Source organism: Tabrizicola caldifontis (assembly GCF_004762095.1).
GTDB lineage: Bacteria > Pseudomonadota > Alphaproteobacteria > Rhodobacterales > Rhodobacteraceae > Tabrizicola > Tabrizicola caldifontis.
The window spans coordinates 30,229-53,151 of sequence record NZ_SIJH01000004.1 but is presented as its reverse complement, the minus strand read 5'-3'; the positions used below and the strand labels follow the sequence as shown (position 1 = coordinate 53,151).

23 protein-coding genes and 1 tRNA gene are annotated in these 22,923 nt (G+C 65.2%); 7 read left to right on the top strand and 17 right to left on the bottom strand.

Annotation, left to right across the window (positions count from 1 at the left end):
• Positions 1-59: 59 nt before the first annotated feature.
• The 7 genes from EYB42_RS04260 to EYB42_RS04235 form a co-directional block, all read right to left on the bottom strand.
• Entirely contained in the window at positions 60-743 is a 684-nt protein-coding gene (locus tag EYB42_RS04260) for a M48 family metallopeptidase (protein WP_135448564.1), read from the bottom strand.
• 13 nt (positions 744-756) lie between these two features.
• On the bottom strand, positions 757-1,371 hold the full coding sequence (locus EYB42_RS04255; RefSeq protein ID WP_135448562.1) for a DedA family protein: 615 nt from the start codon (positions 1,369-1,371) through the stop codon (positions 757-759).
• Positions 1,368-1,721 carry a hypothetical protein gene (locus EYB42_RS04250; protein ID WP_135448560.1) on the bottom strand — a complete coding sequence of 118 codons (354 nt, stop codon included), beginning with the start codon at positions 1,719-1,721 and terminating at the stop codon, positions 1,368-1,370. Before EYB42_RS04250 ends, EYB42_RS04255 begins: the two co-directional genes overlap by 4 nt.
• Positions 1,718-2,899 (bottom strand): vWA domain-containing protein, encoded by a 1,182-nt coding sequence (locus EYB42_RS04245; protein WP_135448558.1) that lies wholly within the window; start codon positions 2,897-2,899, stop codon positions 1,718-1,720. Before EYB42_RS04245 ends, EYB42_RS04250 begins: the two co-directional genes overlap by 4 nt.
• 136 nt (positions 2,900-3,035) lie before the next feature.
• Complete coding sequence (locus EYB42_RS17255) at positions 3,036-3,206, bottom strand: hypothetical protein (protein ID WP_167850920.1); 171 nt, start codon at positions 3,204-3,206, stop codon at positions 3,036-3,038.
• A gap of 34 nt (positions 3,207-3,240) precedes the next feature.
• Positions 3,241-4,560, bottom strand: coding sequence for a DUF2927 domain-containing protein (locus tag EYB42_RS04240; RefSeq protein ID WP_135448779.1), 1,320 nt, complete (start codon positions 4,558-4,560; stop codon positions 3,241-3,243).
• A gap of 234 nt (positions 4,561-4,794) precedes the next feature.
• A complete protein-coding gene (locus EYB42_RS04235) occupies positions 4,795-5,634 on the bottom strand; it encodes an AAA family ATPase (protein WP_135448556.1) in 840 nt (279 codons plus the stop codon).
• A 171-nt stretch (positions 5,635-5,805) separates the two neighbouring features.
• Here EYB42_RS04235 and dksA point away from each other — a divergent pair, with 171 nt between their 5' ends.
• Together dksA and EYB42_RS04225 are read left to right on the top strand one after the other, a co-directional pair.
• Positions 5,806-6,228, top strand: a complete 423-nt coding sequence (dksA, locus tag EYB42_RS04230) for an RNA polymerase-binding protein DksA (RefSeq protein WP_135448778.1) — start codon at positions 5,806-5,808, stop codon at positions 6,226-6,228.
• A gap of 76 nt (positions 6,229-6,304) precedes the next feature.
• Positions 6,305-7,501 (top strand): FAD-dependent oxidoreductase, encoded by a 1,197-nt coding sequence (locus EYB42_RS04225; protein WP_135448554.1) that lies wholly within the window; start codon positions 6,305-6,307, stop codon positions 7,499-7,501.
• Between the two features lie 42 nt (positions 7,502-7,543).
• Here the strand turns inward: EYB42_RS04225 and xth are convergent, their stop codons facing one another.
• From xth to EYB42_RS04210, 3 genes are all read right to left on the bottom strand, one after another.
• Entirely contained in the window at positions 7,544-8,323 is a 780-nt protein-coding gene (gene xth / locus EYB42_RS04220; protein WP_135448552.1) for an exodeoxyribonuclease III, read from the bottom strand.
• 46 nt (positions 8,324-8,369) lie between these two features.
• Entirely contained in the window at positions 8,370-8,924 is a 555-nt protein-coding gene (locus EYB42_RS04215; RefSeq protein WP_346763297.1) for a hypothetical protein, read from the bottom strand.
• Between the two features lie 233 nt (positions 8,925-9,157).
• Entirely contained in the window at positions 9,158-9,484 is a 327-nt protein-coding gene (locus tag EYB42_RS04210) for a HesB/IscA family protein (RefSeq protein WP_135448777.1), read from the bottom strand.
• Positions 9,485-9,560: 76 nt separating this feature from the next.
• Between EYB42_RS04210 and EYB42_RS04205 the strand changes: the two genes are divergently transcribed.
• Positions 9,561-10,724 (top strand): deoxyguanosinetriphosphate triphosphohydrolase, encoded by a 1,164-nt coding sequence (locus tag EYB42_RS04205; protein ID WP_135448550.1) that lies wholly within the window; start codon positions 9,561-9,563, stop codon positions 10,722-10,724.
• Positions 10,725-10,762: 38 nt separating this feature from the next.
• Here EYB42_RS04205 and EYB42_RS04200 read toward each other — a convergent pair whose 3' ends face one another.
• Positions 10,763-11,227 carry a disulfide bond formation protein B gene (locus tag EYB42_RS04200; RefSeq protein WP_135448776.1) on the bottom strand — a complete coding sequence of 155 codons (465 nt, stop codon included), beginning with the start codon at positions 11,225-11,227 and terminating at the stop codon, positions 10,763-10,765.
• Between the two features lie 177 nt (positions 11,228-11,404).
• Between EYB42_RS04200 and ypfJ the strand changes: the two genes are divergently transcribed.
• The 4 genes from ypfJ to EYB42_RS17690 all read left to right on the top strand — a co-directional run bounded on the left by ypfJ (position 11,405) and on the right by EYB42_RS17690 (position 15,791).
• On the top strand, positions 11,405-12,268 hold the full coding sequence (gene ypfJ, locus EYB42_RS04195) for a KPN_02809 family neutral zinc metallopeptidase (protein WP_135448548.1): 864 nt from the start codon (positions 11,405-11,407) through the stop codon (positions 12,266-12,268).
• Between the two features lie 50 nt (positions 12,269-12,318).
• Positions 12,319-12,402, top strand: a tRNA-Leu gene (locus EYB42_RS04190).
• Positions 12,403-12,927: 525 nt separating this feature from the next.
• Positions 12,928-13,524: a Hint domain-containing protein gene (locus EYB42_RS04185; protein ID WP_346763296.1), complete on the top strand. Its 597-nt coding sequence runs from the start codon at positions 12,928-12,930 to the stop codon at positions 13,522-13,524.
• A gap of 176 nt (positions 13,525-13,700) precedes the next feature.
• The gene (locus EYB42_RS17690; RefSeq protein WP_135448544.1) at positions 13,701-15,791 is read left to right on the top strand and encodes a Hint domain-containing protein; all 2,091 of its coding nucleotides are present in this window, start codon (positions 13,701-13,703) and stop codon (positions 15,789-15,791) included.
• 3 nt (positions 15,792-15,794) lie between these two features.
• Here the strand turns inward: EYB42_RS17690 and EYB42_RS04175 are convergent, their stop codons facing one another.
• The 6 genes from EYB42_RS04175 to EYB42_RS04150 all read right to left on the bottom strand — a co-directional run bounded on the left by EYB42_RS04175 (position 15,795) and on the right by EYB42_RS04150 (position 22,877).
• Positions 15,795-16,403, bottom strand: a complete 609-nt coding sequence (locus EYB42_RS04175; protein ID WP_135448542.1) for a nucleotidyltransferase family protein — start codon at positions 16,401-16,403, stop codon at positions 15,795-15,797.
• Between the two features lie 109 nt (positions 16,404-16,512).
• A complete protein-coding gene (locus tag EYB42_RS04170) occupies positions 16,513-18,936 on the bottom strand; it encodes a GcvT family protein (protein ID WP_135448540.1) in 2,424 nt (807 codons plus the stop codon).
• Positions 18,937-19,020: 84 nt separating this feature from the next.
• Positions 19,021-20,322 carry a branched-chain amino acid ABC transporter permease gene (locus EYB42_RS04165; protein WP_135448538.1) on the bottom strand — a complete coding sequence of 434 codons (1,302 nt, stop codon included), beginning with the start codon at positions 20,320-20,322 and terminating at the stop codon, positions 19,021-19,023.
• On the bottom strand, positions 20,319-21,329 hold the full coding sequence (locus EYB42_RS04160) for a branched-chain amino acid ABC transporter permease (RefSeq protein ID WP_135448535.1): 1,011 nt from the start codon (positions 21,327-21,329) through the stop codon (positions 20,319-20,321). Before EYB42_RS04160 ends, EYB42_RS04165 begins: the two co-directional genes overlap by 4 nt.
• 53 nt (positions 21,330-21,382) lie before the next feature.
• Entirely contained in the window at positions 21,383-22,093 is a 711-nt protein-coding gene (locus EYB42_RS04155) for an ABC transporter ATP-binding protein (RefSeq protein ID WP_135448533.1), read from the bottom strand.
• Entirely contained in the window at positions 22,086-22,877 is a 792-nt protein-coding gene (locus tag EYB42_RS04150; RefSeq protein WP_135448531.1) for an ABC transporter ATP-binding protein, read from the bottom strand. The genes EYB42_RS04155 and EYB42_RS04150 overlap by 8 nt, the downstream gene beginning before the upstream one ends.
• Positions 22,878-22,923 lie beyond the last annotated feature (46 nt).

The following is a 22,923-nucleotide window of genomic DNA, read 5'->3' as shown; positions in this document are numbered from 1 at the left end:
CTTTGCCGGCATCGTGCGGGTCGGCCCGCTTCGGGGGCAGGCGCAGGGCGCGACTGGCCCTATCCCAGCCAGCGTGCCTCGTTCGCCTCGATCGCGGCGATGCGTTCTGCGGTCTTGGGGTGGCTCAGCAACCAGGCGGGGATGCCCTCGGCCCGGTTCTGGGTCAGGGCGTCCAGCTTGCGGAACAGCGACTTCTGCGGCCCTGTCCCGATTCCGGCCTTGATCAGCAGCGCGCTGGCATAGGCATCGGCTTCGAATTCGTCACGGCGGCTGAGCCGCGCCATCAGGGCTGTCGAGATCAGGTTTGCGATCCAGATGCCGACAAAGGGCAGGAACCGGTTCAGCAGCGCCGAAAGCATCACGAAGACCGCGTTCTGGCCGGTGAAATCGATCATCCGCCGCCGCATGTGGCCCAGGGCGACATGCCCCATCTCATGCGCGATGACCGAGGCCAGTTCCTCGGCCGTGACCTCGCCGCGCGCCTTGCGGTTCAGGAACCCGCGCGTCAGGTAGATCTGCCCGTCGGGCGATGCCAGCCCGTTCACCGCATCGATCTCGAAGACGTTCACCCGGATGCCGGGCAGGCCCATTGCCGCCGCCATCCGGTTGGCCAGCCGAATGATCGACGGGTCTGTCAGAGGGCGCGAGTTGGCCTCGAGTGTCTTCCTCGTGCGCCAGACCGAAAAGCGCAGCATCGCCAGCGCATAGACGGCCACCAGGATCAGGGGAAGGAACTTGCTCATCAGCCGGATATAGTCAGTGCCCGGGTCCGCGCAATGCGGCCCTTCCGGCAGCGGTGTTGAACAGCCAGTAACCCAGTGCAACCACCGCGCCCGCCCCCCCGATCATGCCCAGAAGCGATCCGACCATGTCGCTTGCCGCCGCGATGTTGCCGCCGAAGGCAAAGCCCGCGCCGACATACAGGCCGGCCCAGGTGACTTCGCCCGCGACGCCGGCTACCGTGAAGCGGCGCCAGCCATAGCGGGTGCTTCCTGCGATCACGTTCACATAGGGTCCAAGCGGACTGAGCAGCCAGCGCGAAAGGAACACGGCCAGCGTGCCGCGCCGGTCCATCAGGTCGTCTGCCCTTGCCAGCAGCTTGTCGCGCGCCGGGTCGGCGCGTAGCCGCCCCAGCACCAAGGCGCCAAAGCCGCGCCCCAGCCAGTAGCCAAGCTGATCGCCCGCGACGGCACCGCAGGCGGCGGCCAGGATCGCCTGCGAAAGTGCAAGTTCGCCCGCGGCAACGAAGCCCCCGGCAGCAAGCATCAGGACCGAGGCCGGAATAGGCAGGGCGAGGCAGGACAGGAAGGTGGTCACGGCCAGAAGCCACAGCCCGTACTGCGGAACCTGCGCCAGCAGCCAGTCGGTCATTCCGTGGTTCCGGCTGAGCGCAGGCGGGCAATAGCTGCCTCTACCTCGGCGATCACCTGTTCCACCGGCACGCCGCGATCTTCGGCGATTTCCGACAGGGGCAGCGGATGACCCCTGACCTGGGGCGGAGGCAGGCCTGCCGCCGCATCCAGATCGCGCGGGTTCAGCCCCCAGGAACGGGCGACATAGCCCACGGTCATCCAGGGCTCGACGGGCATTTCGCGGTGGGTCGCCCAGTAGATGGTGAAGACGGTGAAACGCCCCGCAAAGAACAGCGTCACCGCACAGGCCAGCAGGAAGGCCGAGGTCAGCCAGGGCCGCGCGCGCCAGAGGGTCAACAGTCGGTTCATCGCAGCTCCCTGATCCCGCGGGCCAGGCCGTCCAGGGTCATCGGCACCATGCGGTTCTCGAAGATGTCCCGGATCAGCGCAGTCGAACGCGTATGACCCCATTCCGCCTCGGCCACCGGGTTGATCCACAGGTGGAACGGCCATTGCGCGCGGATTCGTCGCAGCCAGACCTCGCCCGCTTCGCGATTCCAGTGTTCGTTTGCCCCGCCAGGATGGGTGATCTCGTAGGGGCTCATTGCGGCGTCACCCACGACGATCAGCCGCCAATCGGGGCCATAGGTGCGGATCACGTCCCAGGTGGGGGTCTGCGCGTCCCAGCGGCGGCGGTTGTCGCGCCACAGTCCCTCGTAGACGCAGTTGTGGAAATAGAAGACCTCCAGATGCCGGAACTCGGCCTTGGCGGCGGCGAACAGCTCCTCCATCACCCGGACATGGGGGTCCATCGACCCGCCGATGTCGAGGAACAAGAGCACCTTCACCGCATTGCGCCGCTCGGGCCGGGTCTGCACGTCCAGCCAGCCCTGCGCCGCCGTGGCGCGGATCGTGCCATCGAGGTCCAGCTCCTCGGTCGCTCCCTCGCGCGCCCAGCGGCGCAAACGGCGCAGCGCCAGCTTCATCGTCCGCGTGCCGATCTCGGCATCGCCGTCGAGGTTGCGGAACTCGCGCCGGTCCCAGACCTTGACCGCGCGGCGGTGCCGGCTTTCCTCCTGCCCGATGCGCACGCCTTCGGGGTTGTAGCCCCAGGCGCCGAAGGGGCTGGTGCCGGCCGTGCCGATCCATTTCGACCCGCCCTGATGCCGGCCCTTCTGTTCGGCCAGGCGCTGGTGCAGCGTCTGCATCAGCTTCTCGAACCCGCCCATCGCCTGTATGGCGGCCCGCTCCTCGGCCGACAGATGCCGCTCGGCCAGCTTCTCCAGCCAGTCGTGCGGCAGGTCCAGGGCCTTCAGCACCTGATCCGCGCCGATCGCCTCCAGCCCGGCGAAGCTGCGCGCAAAGGCGCGGTCGAAACAGTCGATGTGGCGTTCGTCCTTGACCATGGCGGCGCGGGCCAGGTGATAGAAGCCCTCCGGGTCATGGGTTGCAAGGCCCGCAGCCATGGCCTCGAGAAAGGTCAGGAACTCGCGCACCGTGACAGGCACCCCCTCTTCCCGCAACGACTGGAAGAACGGGAGGAACATCGCGTCAACCGGCTGCGTCGGGAATGGCAGAACCGACTTCCTTCAGGAAATCGGGCCCGAGCCTGTGAAGGCTGTGTCGCAGAGCCTTTGAAACTTCCGCCGTTGCCGGATTGGTCCGCATCGCGTCCATCGCCGGTCAGCCCCGGACCATGCGATCGACGCCAAGTGTCACGAACAGTCCGATCAGACCGAACAGAATGGCATAGACCGCTGCATATTGTGCGATGTCGGCGACGCCCCCGCCGCGCCGCCTGGCCTGCCAGCCGCCGCCCAAAGCCCCTAGAACCAGACCCGCGATCACGAACATTCCGCCCCTTTCCCGGGACGAGCCGTGCGTCCCCTCAGCCTTTCTCCGCCCGGTCGGCCACGGCGGCGATATCGCGCGTTCGGGCCCTGACCATGGTTTCGGAACCGAACCCATAGCGCGCGAACGGCTGGGTGTCGAGCCGCAGCACCGCCGCCGCGGCTGCGTCACCCCGCCGCTCCAGCGCTTCGGCCTTTATCAGCATGAGGGTCGCCAGAAGCGCGGGGTTCTGCTGGGTGCGGACCTGCGCGATCGCACGGTCGGCCAGACGGATGGCATAGTCGGCCCGTCCCCCCGCCAGGGCCATGGCGGCAAGCTGCATGTCGATGTGCGCCAGATGCACGTCGCCCCCCGGCAGCCGGGCATAGATTGCCGCAGCTTGCCTGAAGGCCTCCAGCGCCCGGGCGGGGTCGCTGCCTGCTGCCAGGCGGCCCACGGCGAAATGGCTGAAGGCGGTCCGGCTGTCCTGCCATCCCGACCGCAAGGCAATCGCAAGCGCGCGCTCTGCCGCCGCCAGCCGTGTCCGCGGGGCACCCTTGCCGCCAAGCGCAGTCTCGATCGCCTGGGTCCAGTCGCGCGGCGGGCCGGCGGGAACCAGGCCTGGCACCCCGAAAAGGCGCAGCGCCACCTCGTCACGGCCCATGCCCGACCGGATCAGCGGCGAATAGGTCAGCCGCAGGATCTGCATGTCGAAGCCGGTCAGAACCGAGTGGAAATTGTCGTCGTTGAACACGCTGTCCGGCAGCCGGTACAGGTCGTTCAGCGGCCCCAGCGCCTGGGCCAGTTCCTCGTGCAGGCAGTCGCGCACCTCTTGCGGGCTGGTATCGGAGGGGATGAAGACCGCCACCCGTTCGCGGCGCGTGACCAGTGCCCAGTCCACCGCTTCCGAGCCGCGCTTGCGGCGATATTCTGCCAGCGAGGCGACGTTGGGAACCACGAAACACGCGGCCTGCGGCGCCAGCCGACGCAGGTCCGCCCGGCGGGCGAATTCGACCGTGATCGTCGCGGGTCCGCTGGCTGGGGATATGTCGATCCCGGCTTCGCTGCGCAGCCGTCCGATCAGCGCGGCAAGGTCGGCAGGCGCCGTCGGCGGAACCTGACCCGTCAGTGCCACGCTGACCGGGCCCTCGAATCTGGTGAAGACCTGAAGCTGCCGCCCGCTTTCCATGGCGAAGGTCAGCTCGATGAAGTCCCGTGCAAGGGGCGAACTACCCCCTGCCGCAACCGGAAACGGCGAGAGCGAAAGGCTGCCGAAGCCGACCCCGGTTTCGTCCGCAGGGCCGTTCTTGGACACCTGCGCCGGCGGGGCGCAGGCCGCAAGCGCGGACAGGACAAGGGCAAGGCAGGACAGTCGCATCAACTGGACCACGATTTGGCGGTGCCCCGACAGACGGGGCAAGTTCAGTGTCCAACCCTGCCTGGGCCAGAGTCAACGGGCGGAAAACCGGTGTTTTCAAAACACTATACCTCGCGGCTAAAGTTTTGGGGAAGGCCAGATCTATCCGCCGGCATTCACGCGATGTTACAGCAAAACCCGAGGTCTCCCGCGATCCGCGCAGGGGCCTTTCCACATCGTTGCGCGACGATTCGGCTAGCGCTGTGCCCTTGCCATGAAGGCCAGCCTTTCGAACAGCTGCACGTCCTGCTCGTTCTTCAGCAGTGCCCCGTAAAGCCGGGGCAGGGCTGTGCGTGCATCATTGCGCAGATCCTCGGGTGCAAGATCCTCGGCCAGCAGAAGGCGCAGCCAGTCAAGCACTTCCGAGGTCGATGGCTTCTTTTTCAGCCCCGGCACCTCGCGGATCTCGAAGAAACGGGTCAAGGCCTCGCTCAGCAGCCTTTCCTTGATGTCGGGGAAATGCACCCTGACGATGGCCGCAAGCGTCTCGGCGTCGGGGAAGCGGATGTAGTGGAAGAAGCAGCGGCGCAGAAAGGCATCCGGCAACTCTTTCTCGTTGTTCGAGGTGATGATGACCACCGGCCGCTGCCGGGCGCGCACCGTCTCGCCGGTTTCGTAGACGTGAAACTCCATCCGGTCGAGTTCCTGCAACAGGTCGTTCGGAAACTCGATGTCGGCCTTGTCGATCTCGTCGATCAGCAGCACCACCCGGCCCTCGGCCTCGAACGCCTGCCACAGCTTGCCCTTGCGGATGTAGTTGCGCACGTCGTTCACGCGCTTGTCGCCCAGCTGACTGTCGCGCAGGCGGCTGACGGCGTCGTATTCGTAAAGCCCCTGCTGAGCCCGGGTCGTCGATTTCACATGCCATTCGATCAGCGGCAGTCCCATGACCTGCGCAACCTGCCGCGCCAGTTCCGTCTTGCCCGTCCCCGGTTCGCCCTTGACCAGAAGCGGCCTTTGCAGCGTGACGGCAGCATTCACGGCCATGACCAGGTCATCGGTGGCAACGTAGGACGAGGTCGAGGAAAATTTCATCGCCGTTTCAAGATCCTGTCTGGCAGAATTTCACAAACCCTACCTGTGCCCAGAAAATGTCGCAACCGCTAGTGACAATCTTCATGGCATGGGCTACATGCGCCCCAACAGGAGCGCGCCATGACAGAAGCCCACCTGTCGGAGCGGTCCGGCACGAAGGAGAGAGGTTCGATGAAGGCTGAAGTTTTCCTGCCTGACGACTATCGTCCCGCCGAGGACGAGCCCTTCATGAACGAGCGGCAGCTTGAGTATTTTCGGCGCAAGCTTCTGACCTGGAAACAGGAGCTTCTGGAACAGTCTGCAGAAACAATCGACAGTCTGCAGGAATCGGCCCGCAACGTGCCCGACATTGCCGATCGCGCCTCCGAGGAAACTGACCGCGCGCTGGAACTGCGCACCCGCGACCGCCAGCGCAAGCTGGTCGCCAAGATCGACGCCGCGCTGCGCCGGATCGAGAACGGCGAATTCGGCTATTGCGAGGTGACCGGTGAGCCGATCAGCCTGAAGCGGCTTGATGCCCGGCCGATCGCCACGATGACGCTGGAAGCCCAGGAACGGCACGAGCGGCGCGAGAAGGTGCACCGTGACGACTGACGCCTGCCCGGCGCATTGAATTGTTTTCGACGCCGGGCCATTGGTCCGGCGTTGTCACTTTGGAAAGGCATCCTGCATGAGCCTGATCGGACAATCCGTCACTGTGATCGGCGCGGGAGTTGCGGGATTGGCCGTTGCGCGCGCGCTGGCGCTGCGCGGGGCATCAGTCACCGTGCTGGAGCAGGCCGACGCGATCCGCGAGGTGGGGGCGGGTTTGCAGATCTCGCCCAATGGTGCGGCAGTGCTGCGGGCGCTGGGCCTGCAGGAGGCTCTGGATGCAGTCTCGATCCGGGCCCAGGCGGTGCGCCTGGTCGATGGCCCTACCGGGGAAGAGGTCACGCGGCTGGATCTGGCCAGGCTGCGGCCCGGCCAGGGCTACCACTTCCTGCACCGCGCCGATCTGATCACGCTGCTGTTGCGCGGCGCGCAAGAGGCGGGGGTGACCCTGCGGCTTCTGTCGCGGGTGCAGTCGGTCGAACTGGCCGGGCGGCCTTCGGTGACGCTTGAGGGCGGCGAGACATTGCAGCCCGCGCTGCTGATCGGTGCCGACGGGCTGCATTCGAAGGTGCGGCCGGCGTTGAACGGGGCGGAACAGCCGTTCTTTACCGGTCAGGTTGCCTGGCGGGCGGTCATTCCGTGTGAACAGGATGCGGCCCCGGTGGTCGAGGTTCACATGGGCCCGGGGCGCCACCTGGTCAGCTATCCGCTGCGCGGCGGGACACTGCGCAATATCGTTGCGGTCGAGGAACGCGCGAAATGGGCCGAGGAAAGCTGGACCCTGCGCGACGACAGCATGGACATGCGCCTGGCCTTCGCGGGATTTTCGCCGCGGGTCAGGGGCTGGCTTGATCAGGTGCAGGATCCCTGGCTCTGGGGCCTGTTCCGCCACCGGGTTGCCGCAATCTGGGGTCGGGCGATGGGGCAGGGCGGCGTCGCGATCCTGGGCGATGCCGCGCATCCGACGCTTCCCTTCCTGGCGCAGGGCGCCAGCATGGGCCTTGAGGATGCCTGGGTTCTGGCAGATACGCTGGCCCGCCACGATACGGTCGCTGCGGCGCTGGCCGCCTATCAGTCCGTCCGGAAGCCCCGGACCACAAGGATCGTTGCCGCAGCCAGTGCCAATGCCCGGGCCTATCACCTATCCGGCCTGCCGCGTCTTGTCGGTCATGCCGGTCTGCGCGTGCTTGGCCGCCTGTTCCCCGACGCGATGCTGTCGCGCTTTGACTGGCTGTATGACCATGACGTGACGCTGGCGGCCGGAGACGTGTCCTGAGCATTCGCTGCCCCCGTGGTGCCGGGCTGCGCGCGCGGCCGGTCAGGCCGCCAGCCGCACCCAGACCGGCACGTGATCGCTGGGTTTCTCGGTTCCGCGCAGGGCCTTGTCCACGCCTGCCTCTTCCAGACGGTCGGCGACCTGTGGGGAAAGCAGCACATGGTCGATGCGGATGCCGTTGTTCCGCTCCCACGCGCCGGCCTGATAGTCCCAGAAGGTATAGACGCCGGGGCCGGGCATCCGGGCCCGAACCGCATCGGTGAGCCCAAGGTTCACGATCCGGCGCAGGGCCGCCCGACTTTCCGGCAGGAAAAGTGCATCCGTCGCCCAGGCCTCGGGTCTGGCAGCATCCTCTGCCTGCGGGATGACGTTGTAATCGCCAAGAAACACGGCGTGTTCCTCTGCCGCCAACACCTCGCGCACCCGCGCTTCCATGCGCGCCATCCAGGAAAGCTTGTAATCGAACTTTGGTCCGGGTGCCGGATTGCCGTTCGGCAGATACAGGCCGCAGATCCGCAGCGGCCGCCCCCCTTCTACCACCGCCTCGATCCAGCGCGCCTGATCGTCGGTATCGTCACCGGGCAGGCTGCGCCGCAGGTCGGACAAGGGCAGTTTCGACAGGATCGCCACGCCGTTGAACGACTTCTGGCCGTGCGTTTCCACCCGGTAACCCAGCGCCTCCAGCGGCGCGCGCGGGAAGGCTTCGTCCACCGACTTGATCTCCTGCAGGCAGACCACGTCCGGCGCGGCTTCGGCCAGCCACGCCGTCAGCGCATCGAGCCGTGCCTTGATCCCGTTGATGTTGAACGTCGCAAGTTTCATGAGATCCCCCCGCCTTTGCCCATCTAGGCCCGGCCGGGCGCGAGGATCAAGCCGTCTGGCGCAGGGCTGGCCGTGCGGCGTGCAACCACAGAGCATCCAACCGGTCAAGCGCCAGGGGATCGAAACGGTCTTGCGCTTCCCAGTAGCGGCCCGACGGGACAAGGTAGCCAAGCTCTGCCTCCAGCGCCAGCGCACGATCGGCCGTCCGTCCGCAGAATTCCCGCACCCGGGCATGGGCCGCCGCAGCGCGAGGCACACGGGGAAAGATCAGACGCGACGGCCCCGCCGACAGGGTCACGATGGCACAGCCTTGCATCGCCGCCAGCACCATAAGCCGCGCCGACTTTGCCTCTAGCGAGCGCAGGGTGATGTCAGGCCGCAAGGGATCGGACGTGCCCACGCCATAGAAATGTGTCGGCCCCGAAGCCGGATAGTGCATGTCACAGCCAAAGACAGCAATGACCGCAGGCTGCAGCGCGTGAAGTGCCCAATACCCGGTGGTGAAAGCCATTGTTGCGCCAGCGTAAACAAAGCCGCCATAGACATTCTGGGCCGGCACAAAGTCGTTCTCGGTGATCACGGTCTGTCCAGGACCGGCCATCGGGCGACGCTCTTCGGGAAAGTCCCAGGGATAGACCGCGAAATCCCAGTCAGGCCGCAGGCGTCACGCATTGTTTATTGCCACGACCCGATCAAAGGGTTCGCGCGGCCAACCGACCGACTCCGCCGCCATGGGCGCCGAGCCAAGCATCAGGACCACTGTCATTCCATCCCCCGTTTCCTTGCATGGGGGAGGTAAGCCGCAAGCGAAGGCCGGCCAGCGGAATCTGGTCTTCAGATCGAAAAGGACGTGCCGCAACCACAGCTTGAGGTGGCGTTCGGGTTCTGTACCACGAATCGCGCGCCGATCAGTTCTTCGGTGAAGTCTATGATCGCATTGCGAAGGAAGGGCAGGCTGATCTGGTCGATCAGCACCCGCTGGCCATCCTTTTCCAGCACCAGATCATCCGGCGCCGGGTCGTCCAGCCAGATCGAATACTGGAAACCCGAACAACCGCCGCCGTCCACTGCAACACGCAGCGGCCTCACCTCACCGGTCAGTTCGGCAATTTCGGCCAGCCGGGCGAAGGCCCGGTCCGTCACCTTCGGAGGAAGCGTCAGTTCCATGGCTGTTCCCGTATCCATGCGCGCATGCGCCGAATATATGAAAGGCAACCAACCCGGACAAGGACAGCCCATGCTCGCCCCCTTTGCCTGCCTGCCCGAGGCCAGCCGCGGCCGTCTCTGGCCCGAACGGCTGTCCTCCTTTCGCTCGCCCTACCAGCGCGACCGCGACCGGATCATCCATTCCTCGGCCTTTCGCAGGCTGAAGCACAAGACCCAGGTGTTCGTGGAACACGAGGGTGACTATTACCGCACCCGCCTGACCCATACGATCGAGGTTACGCAGGTCGCCCGCACGATCGCCGGGGTGCTGGGCCTGAACACCGACCTCGCCGAGGCGGTGGCGCTGGCCCATGACCTTGGCCATACACCCTTCGGCCATACCGGCGAGGACGCGATGGAGCGGCTGATGGCACCCTATGGCGGCTTCGACCACAACGCCCAGGCGCTGCGGATCGTGACGCGGCTCGAACGGCACTACGCCGATTTCGACGGATTGAACCTCAGCTGGGAAACCCTTGAAGGCATTGCCAAACACAATGGGCCCGTCACCGGCCCCAACGCCGACCGCAAGCATGACGGCCCGCTGCCCTATGCCCTGGCCGAGGTCAACGCCCAGTGGGATCTGGAGCTTGACACCCATGCCAGCGCCGAGGCCCAGGTCGCCGCCATCGCCGACGACGTGGCCTATTCGCACCATGACCTGCACGACGGCCTGCGCTCGGGCCTCTTCACCGAGGCCGACTTGATGGACCTGCCCGTCACCGGCCCGGCTTTCGAGGAGGTGGACCGCCTCTATCCGGGGCTGGAGAAAATGCGCCGCCGGCACGAGGCGCTGCGCCGCGTCTTCGGCCGCATGGTCGAGGACGTGATCGCCGTGGCCCAGAACCGGCTGGCCAGCGCGCAGCCGAAATCGGTGGACGAGATCCGCCAGATGGGCACGACGATCATCCGCTTCTCCAAACCGCTTTACCAGGAGCTTAAGGCGGTGCGCAGCTTCCTGTTCCACCGAATGTATCGCGCCCCCAGCGTGATGGCGGTCCGGGCCGAGGTGACGCGGGTCGTCGAAGACCTGTTCCCGCTGTTTCTGCGCCGGCCCGAACTGCTGCCACCCGAATGGCAGGCTGATGTCGCGGCTGCGTCCGACGAAACGCAGCTTGCCCGCGTGGTGGCGGACTATGTTGCCGGCATGACCGACCGTTTCGCCATTCAGGAACACCAGCGGCTCTGCGGCTGAACGCAAGGCACTGGAAGCGCGCGCTAGGGATGGCGCGTTCAGCCCCGGCGCAGGGCCGCCACAAGCCACAGCCCGGCCAGAAGCACAGAGACGATGACGTTCCAGCCTGCCATCGAGATGCCGAACATCTCCCACGCGATGGCGTCGCAGCGCACGGGCTGGGCCACATCGGCCGCCGGGTTCAGCAGGTCGGCTGTCGAGATTCCGGTGATGGACCCTGCGGTGCAGGTGGCCAGCCCCTCCCACCAGCCCTGCTCGACGCCGACATGGAAGACGCCGATTCCGGCCGTGGTCAGCGCCGCCAGCGCCCCAAGCCACAGCAGCCATCGCCAGCCCGTCGCCAGCGCCACGATCCCGATCAGGACGGCGGCAGCATGGGGCCAGCGTTGCCAAAGGCAAAGCTGGCACGGCGCCAACCCGCCGATGTACTGAAAGGCGAAAGCCCCCGCCAGCAGGCCAGCCGAACCAAGCAAGGCCAGCCATGTCAGGGTCTTGCGGGTCAGCGGCATGCTTCGGGCCTTCCATTTGGTCTTGTCGCGGCCCGACCATACGCCGTGCGCGGGCCGGGGGGAAGTCACGCTTCAGCGGGCTGCAATCGCGCTTTGCGCCGGCGAGCTTTCGCAATACACTTTTGCGGGGCGGACATCCCGGCTCCGGGGACTTGCGTGCGGAGGGAACCCATGGACTGGAGAGGCCGCCGCGGCAGTTCCAACATCGAGGACCGGCGCCAGCAGCGCGGCGGCGGTGTCGCCCGGGCGGGCGGTATCGGCGGGGCAGGGGCCATCGTGGTGATCCTGCTTGCGCTGTTGCTTGGCGTCGATCCCGGCCAGTTCCTTGGGCCCGAAGGTCTTCAGACCCAGTCCCGTGCCAGCGCACCGGCCGAACTGACCGACGCTGACCAGGCCGAGGGCGACTTCGTTTCGGTCGTGCTGGCCGATACCGAGGAAATCTGGGCAAGGCTGTTCCAGGATCAGCTCGGGCGCACCTATCGCCCCGCGACGCTGGTTCTGTTCAAGGAGGCAACCCGTTCGGCCTGCGGTGGCGCGTCCGAGGCAACCGGACCCTTCTACTGCCCGGCAGACCGCAAGGTCTATCTCGACACGGCCTTCTTCACGACGCTGCATCAGCGCCTTGGCGCCGGTGGCGACTTTGCCGCGGCCTATGTCGTTGCCCACGAGATCGGCCACCACATACAGAACGAGCTTGGGATCCTGGGCCAGGCCAACCAGGTCCGCCAGCAGGTCGCCGAGGCAGAGTCCAACGCGATTTCGGTGCGCATCGAGTTGCAGGCAGATTGCCTGTCGGGCATCTGGGCGCGCGAGGCGGCCCAGAGTCTTGGTGTGGTTGATGCCGGGGATCTGGAGGAGGCGGTAAACGCCGCCCGGCAGATCGGGGACGATACGCTGCAAAGGAATGCCGGCCGTCGCCCGATGCCGCATACCTTCACCCATGGCACGTCGGAACAGCGCGCCCGGTGGTTCATGATCGGGCTCAAGTCCGGGAAAATGGCCGACTGCGACACGTTTGGCGCCACACGGCTGTGACGGGCGCGCATTGACGACCGGGGCAGGAGGCACTAGACGGAACTTCGGTGGCCCGAGTGGCGGAATGGTAGACGCAGCGGATTCAAAATCCGTCGCCGCAAGGCATGCGAGTTCGAGTCTCGCCTCGGGCACCAGCTTTCTGCATGTGCTGAGTGCTTGATTCGGCAGCGTAATTGCTGTTGGGTCGTCAGTCTGCGCGATTGACGGGAAACCGGTCCCGAACGGGAAACACTGCCAGCGCCGTTTCGTTCCCGAGCAGCGAAAAACCACCCAAGTTGGCTTTCGTGTCATGGTTGTTGTGTTGGGCCTTCCAGTCTGGGCGCGGCTGTCGCGCCACCTTGGACGACCGCGCAAGCAAAAGGCAGGAAATCCAAATATTTGGTTGATCGGTCCATCCGCGCAGTCCACCGGCCTCGGGTTGCCTTTGGTCAAGGTGTCGATCGTCCCGTTTCCGGCTTTTCATCCATAGGCAGAATCCCGGTCCGGTCCACCCGGACCGGTCCCGAATTTTCCCTTTGTGGCAAGGGAGTTGCGCGCTATTTGTGCGGCCGGAAGGTAGCGCCTCGTCACGGGGCGGAATGGCAAATGGTGGGGATGGCATGGACCGGCAGGATGGACAGCCCTTGAACAGGCGGGCGGATGCAGCGTGTGGCCAGCGCGTGGCGCGCACGACACCCTGCTTCACGCCGGGCACCCTGATCACCACCCATCGCGGCGAAATCCCGGTTGAACATCTGGCCGTCGGCGATCGCGTCGTCACCCGCGACAACGGGATCCAGACCGTGCGCTGGGTCGGCAAATCGCAGATGTTCCTGCAGGATTTTCAGGCCGAACCGCATCTTCTGCCGATCTTCATCCGGCAGGGTTCGCTGGGCAGGGGGCTGCCCGAGCGTGACATGATGGTGTCGCCCAATCACCGCATCCTGGTGGCGAATGAGAAGACTGCCCTGCGCTTTGCCGATCGCGAGGTTCTGGTAGCCGCGAAGCACCTGACCACGCAGGGCGTCCATACGGTCCAGTCCAGTGGCACGACATACATCCATTTCATGTGCGACCGGCATGAGGTCGTGCTGGCCGACGGGATCTGGACGGAAAGTTTCCAGCCTGACGACCAGTCGCTGGGGGGCATGGGAAATGCCCAGCGGCTTGAGATCTTCGAGCTTTTCCCCGAGCTGAAGACCGAAGAGGGCCGCGCTGCCTATGCCTCTGCCCGGCCGACCATGACCACGACCGAAGGGACCGTGATCGCGGTTTAATCCGTCAGCAGCAAGACAGGCCCCTTCGGACCAGAAGCATCAACATCTTCACCATTTCTTTCCCGAACTGGGGGAAAGCAGGGCCCAACTGGCGCCCAAAACCCGTCTGAACGTGTCCCGCCTGGGCCACGTTCCGGCGGGTGGACGAGCGGTATATCGTAAGACGGCAGACAACGATGGCGAACATTATCGGTTCAGGCGGCAATGACGTACTAGGCCCAAGTGCGGGCAACGAGCAGGACACGCTTTACGGTCTTGGTGGCGACGACACGCTTTATGGTGGCGGCGGCACTGACCTGCTTTACGGTGGAACCGGGAACGACCTGCTGTATGGCGGCGCCGGAGCCGACAGTCTTTACGGCGACGAAGGCAACGATACGCTTTATGGCGACGGCCAGAACGACACTCTCTACGGCGGCGACGGCGACGACTGGCTGATCGGCGGCGGAGGAAATGACCAGATCTTCGGCGGAGCCGGCCTCGACATCGTCGATTACGGTACGGCAACCTCCGGCATCACCTACAATTTCAGCACCTCCACGATCGGGGTTGATGGCACAGACACGCTGTTGGGGATCGAGGGGATCAACCTCGGCAGTGGCAATGACAGCGTCACCGGCAATGCCGAAGACAACGTGATGTTCGGAAATGCCGGAAACGACACGCTTTATGGCGGTCTGGGGGCGGATTCACTGTATGGCGGCACGGGAAACGACGTGCTGGCTGGCGGGGGCGGCAACGACCTGCTGGATGGCGGCAACGGCAATGACCTGATTTATGGCGATGCCGACGACGACATCCTTTACGGTGGCGCGGGGAACGATCTGCTTTATGGCGGCACCGGAAATGACCGGCTTTACGCTGGCCCCGGCACAGACACGCTATACGGCGACGCCGGAAATGACGTTCTCGTTGCTGGTCCGAACGGCAATTTCCTGTTCGGGGGCACAGGTGACGACACCCTGGTTTCGGGCGCGGGCGCGGATTCGCTCAACGGCGGCCAGGGGATGGATTTTGTCGACTACTCTGCCTCTGGCGCTGGGGTCACGGTGGACCTTGCGGCCGGCACCGGCGCCGGGGGCCATGCCGCGGGTGACAGTCTGGGCGGTATCGACGGGATCTACGGATCAGCCTTCGACGACGTGCTTTACGGCTTTGACAACCAGGGCACGGGCGGCGGCGATATCTACACCAACATCTTCTATGGTGGCGCCGGCAACGACCTGATGTATGGCCGCGGCGGGGACGATATCCTCTACGGCGGTGCGGATCGCGACACGATCTACGGTGGCAGCGGGAATGACACCGTCGATGGCGGAGACGGCAACGACCTGCTGTATGGCGACACCGGCAATGATGTCGTCCGTGGCGGCGCGGGCAACGACACCATCTTCGGCGGTGCCGGCGTGGACACGCTGTATGGCGGCAGCGACCGAGACACCTTCGTCTTTCAGGTCGGGGATGCCGCCATCGGCGAAGTGGTCGTCGGGGGCGAGGGGGGCGACGACTTCGACATACTCGACCTGTCGGCCTATGGCGCGGCCTTCGGGTGGAGCCGCGTTGTCATCCAGTATACCAATGACGACCCAACGACCGAATCCGGCACTGTCACGCTTTATGCGGCGGATGGCGTCACGATCCTGGGGACCATCAATTTCAGCGAGATCGAACAGATCATCCCGTGCTTCACGATCGGCACGCTGATCGCCACGCCGGATGGGCTGCGTCCCGTCGAAAGCCTGCGGGTGGGTGATCTGGTCCTGACGCGGGACCATGGCCCGCAACCGCTGCTCTGGGTCGGGCGCCGAAAGCTGGCGCGCGCAGAGCTGCTAGCGCAGCCCGACCTCCAACCCGTGCTGATCGCCCGAGATGCCCTAGGACCGCAGGCGCCTGCCCGTGACATGCTGGTGTCGCCGCAGCATCGCATCCTGATCGAGGGCGCGCGGGCCGAACTGCTGTTCGCAGAGCCCGAGGTGCTGGTGCCAGCACGGCATCTTGAAGGCAGCGTCAATGCGAAGCGGGTCGTGCCGGATACGGGGGTGACCTACATTCACCTCCTGTTCCATCGGCACGAGATCGTGCAGTCCGATGGCCTGTGGACCGAAAGCTTCCAGCCGGCCGTGCGGATGCTTTCCGCGATGGACAAGGCCGTCCGCGCCGAGATCGTTGCCCTATTCCCCGAAATCGATACTGTCGGTGTCGCCTTCGAGGGGGCCCGCCTTTCGATCAAGGCGCATGAGGCACGGGTTCTGTTCGCGGCCGAATAGTCCTCAGCCCTGGGCGGCACGCCAGGCGGCCCAATCCTCGGGGGTGTCTAGATCCAGCAGAGCCATCCGGTCGGGCAGGGGAATGACCCTGATACGGCCCTGGCTCTGGCGCAGGACGGAACGTCCGCCTTCGTCGCCGGTCACCCGCGCCAGTTCAGGCCAGAGATCGCGTGGAAATATGGCTGGGTGGCCGGGCTGGCCATCCAGGGTTCCACCCCGGATGATCAGGTCGGGATCGGCCCGAAAGCGCGCGATCAGATCGGCCAGCACGGCAGTCGTGAAACCGGGCATGTCGGCGGGCAGAATCATCACCCCGTCCTCGGGCCCCGCATCCGGTTCAACTGCCGCCATCCCGCGCACCAGCGACCGCGACATGCCCAGAGCGGCGTCAGGCACCTCGACGATCCGAACCGGCAGGTCGGCAAGAACTTTCCGGCGGGCGGTCGCGCCGGATGGCAGGGCGACCGTGACAGGGGCGCCGGTGCCAAGCGCCCCGCGCGCCACATGGCGAAGAAGTGGCTGATGCCCGACCGGCAAAAGCAGCTTGTCGCCTCCCCGCATCCGCGAGGATGCTCCGGCCGCAAGGATCAGGATGTGCACGACGGCTGCCATTGCCGCAGGCTCATGCCGGCGAACGCCCCTGTCAAGCAGCACATGGGCAGGTGCGGGTATCGACTGCCAAGGCCGGCAACAACCCGCCGGAACAGTGGAAGAGCGCCCGCTATCCCCGCATCCGCGCGCCGTCACCATCCCACAGCGGGGCAAGGTGCACCAGGGCTTGTCGGCGTTCGCCAAGGATCTCGATCTCGCAGGCCAGCCCGTCCTGCACGCGGTCGGCGGGCAGGAAACCCATGGCGACGGATTTCCCCGTCCAGTGGCTGAAACCGCCGCTGGTGCAGAAGCCGACAACGCTGCCGTCCAGCCAGATCGGTTCCCATGCCACCACATCGGCATCGGTGGCATCGACGATGAAGCTGACCAGGCGGCGCTTCGGCCCCCTGGCCTTTTCGGCGAGGGCCGCGGCCTTTCCGATCCATTCTGCCGGCTTGTTCCAGCGAATGAAGCGGTCAAGTCCGGTCTCGGCGGGGGTGTAATCGGGGCTGAATTCGCGGCCCCAGCTGCCGAACCATTTGTCCAGGCGCAGCGACATCATCGCACGCATCCCGAAGGGACGCAGGCCCAGATCCTTCCCGGCCTCGGTCAGCACGTCCCAGAGATGGCGGACGGACATGTGGTCGGTGAAGATCTCATACCCCAAGTCTCCGGTATAGCTGACGCGCTGGACGATGCAGTTGGCCATGCCAACGGTCATCCGCTTCACGTCCATGAAGCGGAAGGCATCGGGCGACACGTCGCTGCGGGTGACGCGCGACAGCAGTTCGCGCGCCTTCGGCCCGGCGATCTGGAAGCCGGAACGCGCGTCCGAGATGTTTTCCACACCCACCCCGTCCATCGCATTCTGTTCGAACCAGCGTTCGTGCCAGCCCTGGGCGCCATAGCTGGCGGTAAGCTGGAATTCGGTTTCCGACAGGCACGAGACGGTGAAATCGCCGATGATCTTGCCGCTGTGGGCCAGCATCGGGGTCAGGCTCAGCCGCCCGGGCTGCGGGATCAGCCCGGCCATGATCCGGTCAAGCCAGTCCCGCGCCTTCGGGCCGGTCACGCGATACTTGCCGAAGTTCTGCACCTCGTTGATGCCCACGCCCTCGCGCACGGCCAGCACCTCCTGACGCGTCGCCTCCCAGGCGTTCGACCGCTTGAAGCTGGGCGTCTCATAGCGGGGCTCGCCCGGCAGGGCGTGGTAGTTCACAACCTCCAGCCCGTATTGCTGGCCCCAGACCGCGTTCATCCGGTCGAACACGTCATACATCGGCGTGGTGCGGAAGGGGCGGGCGGCGGGGCGTTCCTCGTTCGGATAGCTGACCGAGAAGCGCATCTGATAGTTCTCGATCACCTTCGGCACGGTGTAGCCGGGGCTGGTCCAGTTCCCGAAGCGCGCGACGTCAAAGCCGCGCGGGTCGCGTTCCACCTCGCCGTGGATCATCCATTGCGCCAGCGCCAGGCCCATGCCCCCGCCCTGGCTGAACCCTGCCATCACCGCGCAGGCCGACCAGTAGTTGCGCAGGCCCGGCACCGGGCCGATCAGCGGGTTTCCGTCCGGGGCAAAGGTGAAGGGTCCATGGATCACCCGCTTGACGCCACTGCGCTCCAGCACAGGGAAGCGGCGGTAGGCGAAGGCGACGCTGTCCTCGATCTTGTCGAACTGCTCGTTCAAGAGCTCGTGACCGAAGTTCCAGGGCGTGCCGTCCACGGCCCAGGGTTCGCACGGTTTTTCGTAGAAGCCGATGCAGAGGCCGCGGCCTTCCTGCCGCAGATAGCTTTCCCCGCCGGGATCCATCACATGCGGAAATTCGCGGCCCTGCTTGAGGATATCCATGATCTCGGGGATGTCATCTGTGACCAGATATTGGTGCGCCATCGGCAACAATGGCAAGTAAACACCTGCCATTGCCCCCACTTCACGTGCCCAGAGCCCTGCGGCATTCACCAGATGTTCGCAATGGATGGTGCCCTTTTCGGTCACGACCTCCCAGCCGTCCCGCGTGGGGTTCGTCGCCAGCACGCGGTTATGCAGCACGATCTCGGCCCCGCCCATGCGTGCGGCCTTCGCATAGGCATGCGTGGTGCCCGAGGGGTCGAGGTGGCCGTCCAGCGGGTCATAAAGAGCGCCAAGGATGCCGTCGAGGTTCACCAGCCCGTCGGTAAGCTTTGCGATCTCCTCCGGCCCAAGGATTTCGGTATCCAGACCCATGTAGCGGTGCTTGGCGCGCTCGGCCTTCAGCATTTCGAACCTGGCCTGGTTGTCGGCCAAGGTAATGCCGCCGACATGGTGCAGCCCGCAGGACATGCCGGTGATTTCCTCAAGCTCCTTGTAAAGCCGGATCGTGTAACCCTGAAGCGCGGCCATGTTGGTGTCGCCGTTCAGGGTATGAAAGCCGCCGGCCGCGTGCCAGGTGGAACCCGAGGTCAGGTCCGACCGTTCGATCAGCATCACGTCTGACCAGCCGAGCTTGGTCAGGTGATACAACACAGAACAGCCGACGACCCCGCCGCCGATCACGACCACGCGCGAATGGGTTTTCATGGACGACTCCCTACCTGTCCCGCGCAATCTGGCCGGGGCAGTTCAGGCGATCATGCGGTTTTGCGACAAATAATGTCGCAGTTGTCACTTCTCGGGGATCAGCCCGCGTGGAGAAAACCGCAGGACCAGAAGCAGGATCACACCAAGCGTCAGAAGGCGGATATTTTCGGCCGATCCGACCAGATGCGCCTTCAAAGCCCCATCGGGCAGGCCCGCGGTAACCAGACCCATGATGTTCGGCCCCAGGAATTCGACCGCGAAATACAGCCAGCCGACCAGCAGCCCGCCAAGGACCGTTCCCCAGTTGTTGCCGGATCCACCGACAATCACCATCACCCAGATCAGGAAGGTAAAGCGCAGCGGCTGATAGCTGCCCGGGGTCAGCGCGCCTTCCATCGACGTGGCCATGGCGCCGGCAAAGCCGATCACGGCAGAACCCAGGATAAAGACCTGCAAGTGCCGGCGTGTCACATCCTTGCCCATGGCGGCGGCGGCAACCTCGTTGTCGCGGATGGCACGCATCATCCGGCCCCATGGGCTATTCAGGGCCCGTTCGAAGGCCCAGATGATTGCCCCCAGAACCAGTATGAACAAGCCCGCATAAAGAAGCTTGACCACGATCGTCGAGGCGGCGACCGGGTTCCAGCCCCAGTCGGCCACAAAGGCCAGGAAACCTGGTTGCTGCTGCAGGTCCACTTCCAGCGGCACGGGCCAAGGGCGCGGCAGCTGGGTGACGTTCTTCACCCCGCGGGCAAGCCAGTCCTCGTTCTTGATGACCGAGACGATGATCTCGGCAATGCCGAGGGTGGCGATGGCCAGATAGTCCGACCGAAGGCCAAGTGCAGTCTTGCCGATGGCCCAGGCAACAGCCGCGGCGAGCAAGCCGCCGACCGGCCAGGCGACCAGCGAGGGAAGGCCAAGCCCGCCAAGGTTACCGGCGAACTGAGGGTTCACCGCCTCGACCGCCGCGACATTCGGGTCGAAGATCGCACGGAACAGGAAGAAGCCACCGATCAGGATCGCGGCGACGGAAAGGGACCGCACCCGCCCGCGCGGCAGCAGTCTCCACGCGACGATCGCAGCCGCCACAGACAGCGCGCCCAGAACCAGCGCCAGAAGAATGCCAAGGCCGCCCGCCTGCCAGTTCTCGACGTTGGGCCGGGCCGAAACCAGCACGACGGCCAGACCGCCAAGGGCGGTGAAGCCCATGGTGCCCACCGAAAACAGCCCCGCATAGCCCCACTGCATGTTCACGCCCATGGCCGCGATCGTGGCCAGTAGCGCGAAGTTCAGGATCGACAGCGACGTATTCCAGCTGTTCATGAAGCCGGTCAGCACATAAAGGGCCGCGACGGCGGCAAACAGCGCCAGATTGCGCGCGCTCATAGCGATTTCCCCTTGAACAGGCCGGTCGGCATGAACAGAAGCACGATGATCAGGATGGTGAAGCTGACCGCGAACTTGTAGTCGGTGGACATCAGCTGCAGCAGCCCGTCCGGCGCCATGCTTTCGGGCAGGGCATAAGTGACGATCTTCTTCCACGCATTGGTCAGCAGCAGCTCGGAAAAGGCGATGACGAACCCGCCCGCGATCGCACCCAGAGGGCTGCCCAGCCCGCCGACGATCGCCGCCGCGAAGATCGGCAGCAGAAGCTGGAAATAGGTGAAGGGCTTGAAGCTCTTGTCCAGTCCGTAAAGGACGCCCGCGATGGTTGCCAGCGCGGCAGCGATGAGCCAGGTCACCGCCACGACCCGGTCGGGGTTGATGCCCGACAAGAGCGCCAGATCCTCGTTGTCGGAAAAGGCGCGCATCGACTTGCCGGTGCGGGTCTTCTGCAGGAACCAGAACAGCAGCGCCACGACGATCACTGCCGTCACCACGGTCACCGCCTGGGTGGTGCGTATCGCCAAGGGCTCGGCAAGGCCGGTGGCTTCGCGAAATTCTTGCGCGCTGATCACGAAGCGGGCGCCATCGGCAAAGTTCTGGTCGTTCACCCCGATGATCAGTCGGACGATGCCGTTCATCACGAACATCACGCCCAGCGAGACGATGACCACGATGGTCGGGCTTGCCTTCTGACGGCGGTAGAAGCGGTAGACAACCCGATCGGTTGCCAGCACGAAGGCAGCGGTTGCGGCGATGCCGACGGGCAGGGCAAGCAGGGCGGTGGGCAGCGGCCCGAAGGTCACGCCCGCGCCTTGAAGTGCCCAGGTCACGAGGATCGTGACCATGGTTCCGAAGGCCATCGTGTCGCCGTGGGCAAAGTTGGAAAACCGCAGGATGCCGTAGATCAGCGTCACACCCAGCGCCCCAAGCGCCAGCTGCGCCCCGTAGGCGAGCCCCGGGATGAAGACGAAGTTCAGGAAGGCGACGAGGGCGTTTAAAAGATCCATCTTGTCACTGCATCCGTGATCTGGGGCGGTTCGGTGGGCAGGTTCGGGTCATGTCAGCCGCCCAGGAAGCTGCGGCGCACTTCCGGGTCGGCCATCAGGGCCTTGCCGGTGTCGGTGAAGCGGTTGGCACCCTGCACCAGAACATAACCCTTGTCTGCGATCTCGAGCGCCTGGCGGGCGTTCTGTTCGACCATCAGGATGGAAATGCCGGTCCGGGCGACCTCGATGATGCGGTCGAACAGCTCGTCCATCACGATGGGGCTGACGCCGGCAGTCGGTTCGTCCAGCATCAGAACCTTGGGCTGGGTCATCAGCGCGCGACCCACGGCCACCTGCTGGCGCTGGCCGCCAGACAGTTCCCCCGCCGCCTGATAGCGTTTGGTCTTCAGGATCGGGAACAGTTCATAGACCTGCTCCATCGTCGTCCGAATGTCGTCGCGGCGCAGGAAGGCGCCCATTTCCAGGTTCTCCTCGACCGTCATCGAGGTGAAGATGTTGTGCGTCTGCGGCACGAAGGCCATGCCCTTGGCCACGCGTGCCTGGGGCGAAAGTTGGGTGATGTCCTCGCCGTCCAGCCGGACATGGCCCGCACGCAGTTTCAGCATGCCGAAGACGGCCTTCATCGCGGTGGACTTGCCCGCCCCGTTGGGGCCGACGATCACTGCGATTTCACCCCTTTCGACCGCAATTGTGCAGCCATGCAGGATATCGACCGCGCCATAGCCGCCGGTCATCGCCTCGCCGATCAGGAAGGGCTCAGACATGGAAGCCCTCCGCCTTGGCCTTGTTCTTCAACCCGGTGCCCAGATAGGCCTCGATCACGCGCTCGTCGCTTTTCACCTCGTCCACGGTGCCCTCGGCCAGAACCTTGCCTTCGGCCATCACGATCACCGGGTTGCAGAGACGCGCGATGAAGTCCATGTCGTGTTCGATCACGCAGAAGGTATAGCCGCGTTCCCTGTTCAGCCGCACGATGGCATCGCCGATCGTGTTCAGAAGCGTCCGGTTCACGCCAGCACCGACCTCGTCCAGGAAGACGATCTTGGCGTCCACCATCATCGTCCGCCCCAGCTCCAGCAACTTCTTCTGCCCGCCCGAGATGTTGGCGGCCTTCTGGTCGGCCAGATGGCTGATCGTCAGGAACTCCAGCACCTCGTCGGCCTTTTCGCGCAGCCGCTTTTCTTCGGCCGCAATGGTGCCCCGCCGGAACCAGGTGTTGAAGATCGTCTCGCCCGTCTGATTGGGCGGCACCATCATCAGGTTTTCGCGCACCGTCATCGACCCGAACTCGTGCGCGATCTGGAAGGTGCGCAGCAGGCCCTTGTGGAACAGCACATGCGGGGGCAGGCCGGTGATGTCCTCGCCGTCCATCAGCACCCGGCCCGAGGTCGGCGGCAGGCGTCCGGCAATCACGTTGAACAGGGTGGTCTTGCCCGCGCCGTTCGGTCCGATCAGTCCGGTGATCGAGCCGGTCCTGATGGTCAGCGACGCCCCGTCAACGGCACGAAAGCCCCCGAAGTGCCGGTGAAGGTCTTCGACTACGATCATCCATTTCCCCCAAGGCCCCGCCTCTGTTCGGGCGGGTTCATAAGCA

Excerpts from the sequence above, each read along its gene's own strand:
- EYB42_RS04260 (WP_135448564.1), bottom strand. The coding sequence starts at position 743 with ATGAGCAAGTTCCTTCCCCTGATCCTGGTGGCCGTCTATGCGCTGGCG.
- EYB42_RS04255 (WP_135448562.1), bottom strand. The coding sequence starts at position 1,371 with ATGACCGACTGGCTGCTGGCGCAGGTTCCGCAGTACGGGCTGTGGCTT.
- EYB42_RS04250 (WP_135448560.1), bottom strand. The coding sequence starts at position 1,721 with ATGAACCGACTGTTGACCCTCTGGCGCGCGCGGCCCTGGCTGACCTCG.
- EYB42_RS04245 (WP_135448558.1), bottom strand. The coding sequence starts at position 2,899 with ATGTTCCTCCCGTTCTTCCAGTCGTTGCGGGAAGAGGGGGTGCCTGTC.
- EYB42_RS17255 (WP_167850920.1), bottom strand. The coding sequence starts at position 3,206 with ATGTTCGTGATCGCGGGTCTGGTTCTAGGGGCTTTGGGCGGCGGCTGG.
- EYB42_RS04240 (WP_135448779.1), bottom strand. The coding sequence starts at position 4,560 with ATGCGACTGTCCTGCCTTGCCCTTGTCCTGTCCGCGCTTGCGGCCTGC.
- EYB42_RS04235 (WP_135448556.1), bottom strand. The coding sequence starts at position 5,634 with ATGAAATTTTCCTCGACCTCGTCCTACGTTGCCACCGATGACCTGGTC.
- dksA (WP_135448778.1), top strand. The coding sequence starts at position 5,806 with ATGAAGGCTGAAGTTTTCCTGCCTGACGACTATCGTCCCGCCGAGGAC.
- EYB42_RS04225 (WP_135448554.1), top strand. The coding sequence starts at position 6,305 with ATGAGCCTGATCGGACAATCCGTCACTGTGATCGGCGCGGGAGTTGCG.
- xth (WP_135448552.1), bottom strand. The coding sequence starts at position 8,323 with ATGAAACTTGCGACGTTCAACATCAACGGGATCAAGGCACGGCTCGAT.
- EYB42_RS04215 (WP_346763297.1), bottom strand. The coding sequence starts at position 8,924 with ATGGCCGGTCCTGGACAGACCGTGATCACCGAGAACGACTTTGTGCCG.
- EYB42_RS04205 (WP_135448550.1), top strand. The coding sequence starts at position 9,561 with ATGCTCGCCCCCTTTGCCTGCCTGCCCGAGGCCAGCCGCGGCCGTCTC.
- ypfJ (WP_135448548.1), top strand. The coding sequence starts at position 11,405 with ATGGACTGGAGAGGCCGCCGCGGCAGTTCCAACATCGAGGACCGGCGC.
- EYB42_RS17690 (WP_135448544.1), top strand. The coding sequence starts at position 13,701 with ATGGCGAACATTATCGGTTCAGGCGGCAATGACGTACTAGGCCCAAGT.
- EYB42_RS04175 (WP_135448542.1), bottom strand. The coding sequence starts at position 16,403 with ATGGCAGCCGTCGTGCACATCCTGATCCTTGCGGCCGGAGCATCCTCG.
- EYB42_RS04170 (WP_135448540.1), bottom strand. The coding sequence starts at position 18,936 with ATGAAAACCCATTCGCGCGTGGTCGTGATCGGCGGCGGGGTCGTCGGC.
- EYB42_RS04165 (WP_135448538.1), bottom strand. The coding sequence starts at position 20,322 with ATGAGCGCGCGCAATCTGGCGCTGTTTGCCGCCGTCGCGGCCCTTTAT.
- EYB42_RS04160 (WP_135448535.1), bottom strand. The coding sequence starts at position 21,329 with ATGGATCTTTTAAACGCCCTCGTCGCCTTCCTGAACTTCGTCTTCATC.
- EYB42_RS04155 (WP_135448533.1), bottom strand. The coding sequence starts at position 22,093 with ATGTCTGAGCCCTTCCTGATCGGCGAGGCGATGACCGGCGGCTATGGC.
- EYB42_RS04150 (WP_135448531.1), bottom strand. The coding sequence starts at position 22,877 with ATGATCGTAGTCGAAGACCTTCACCGGCACTTCGGGGGCTTTCGTGCC.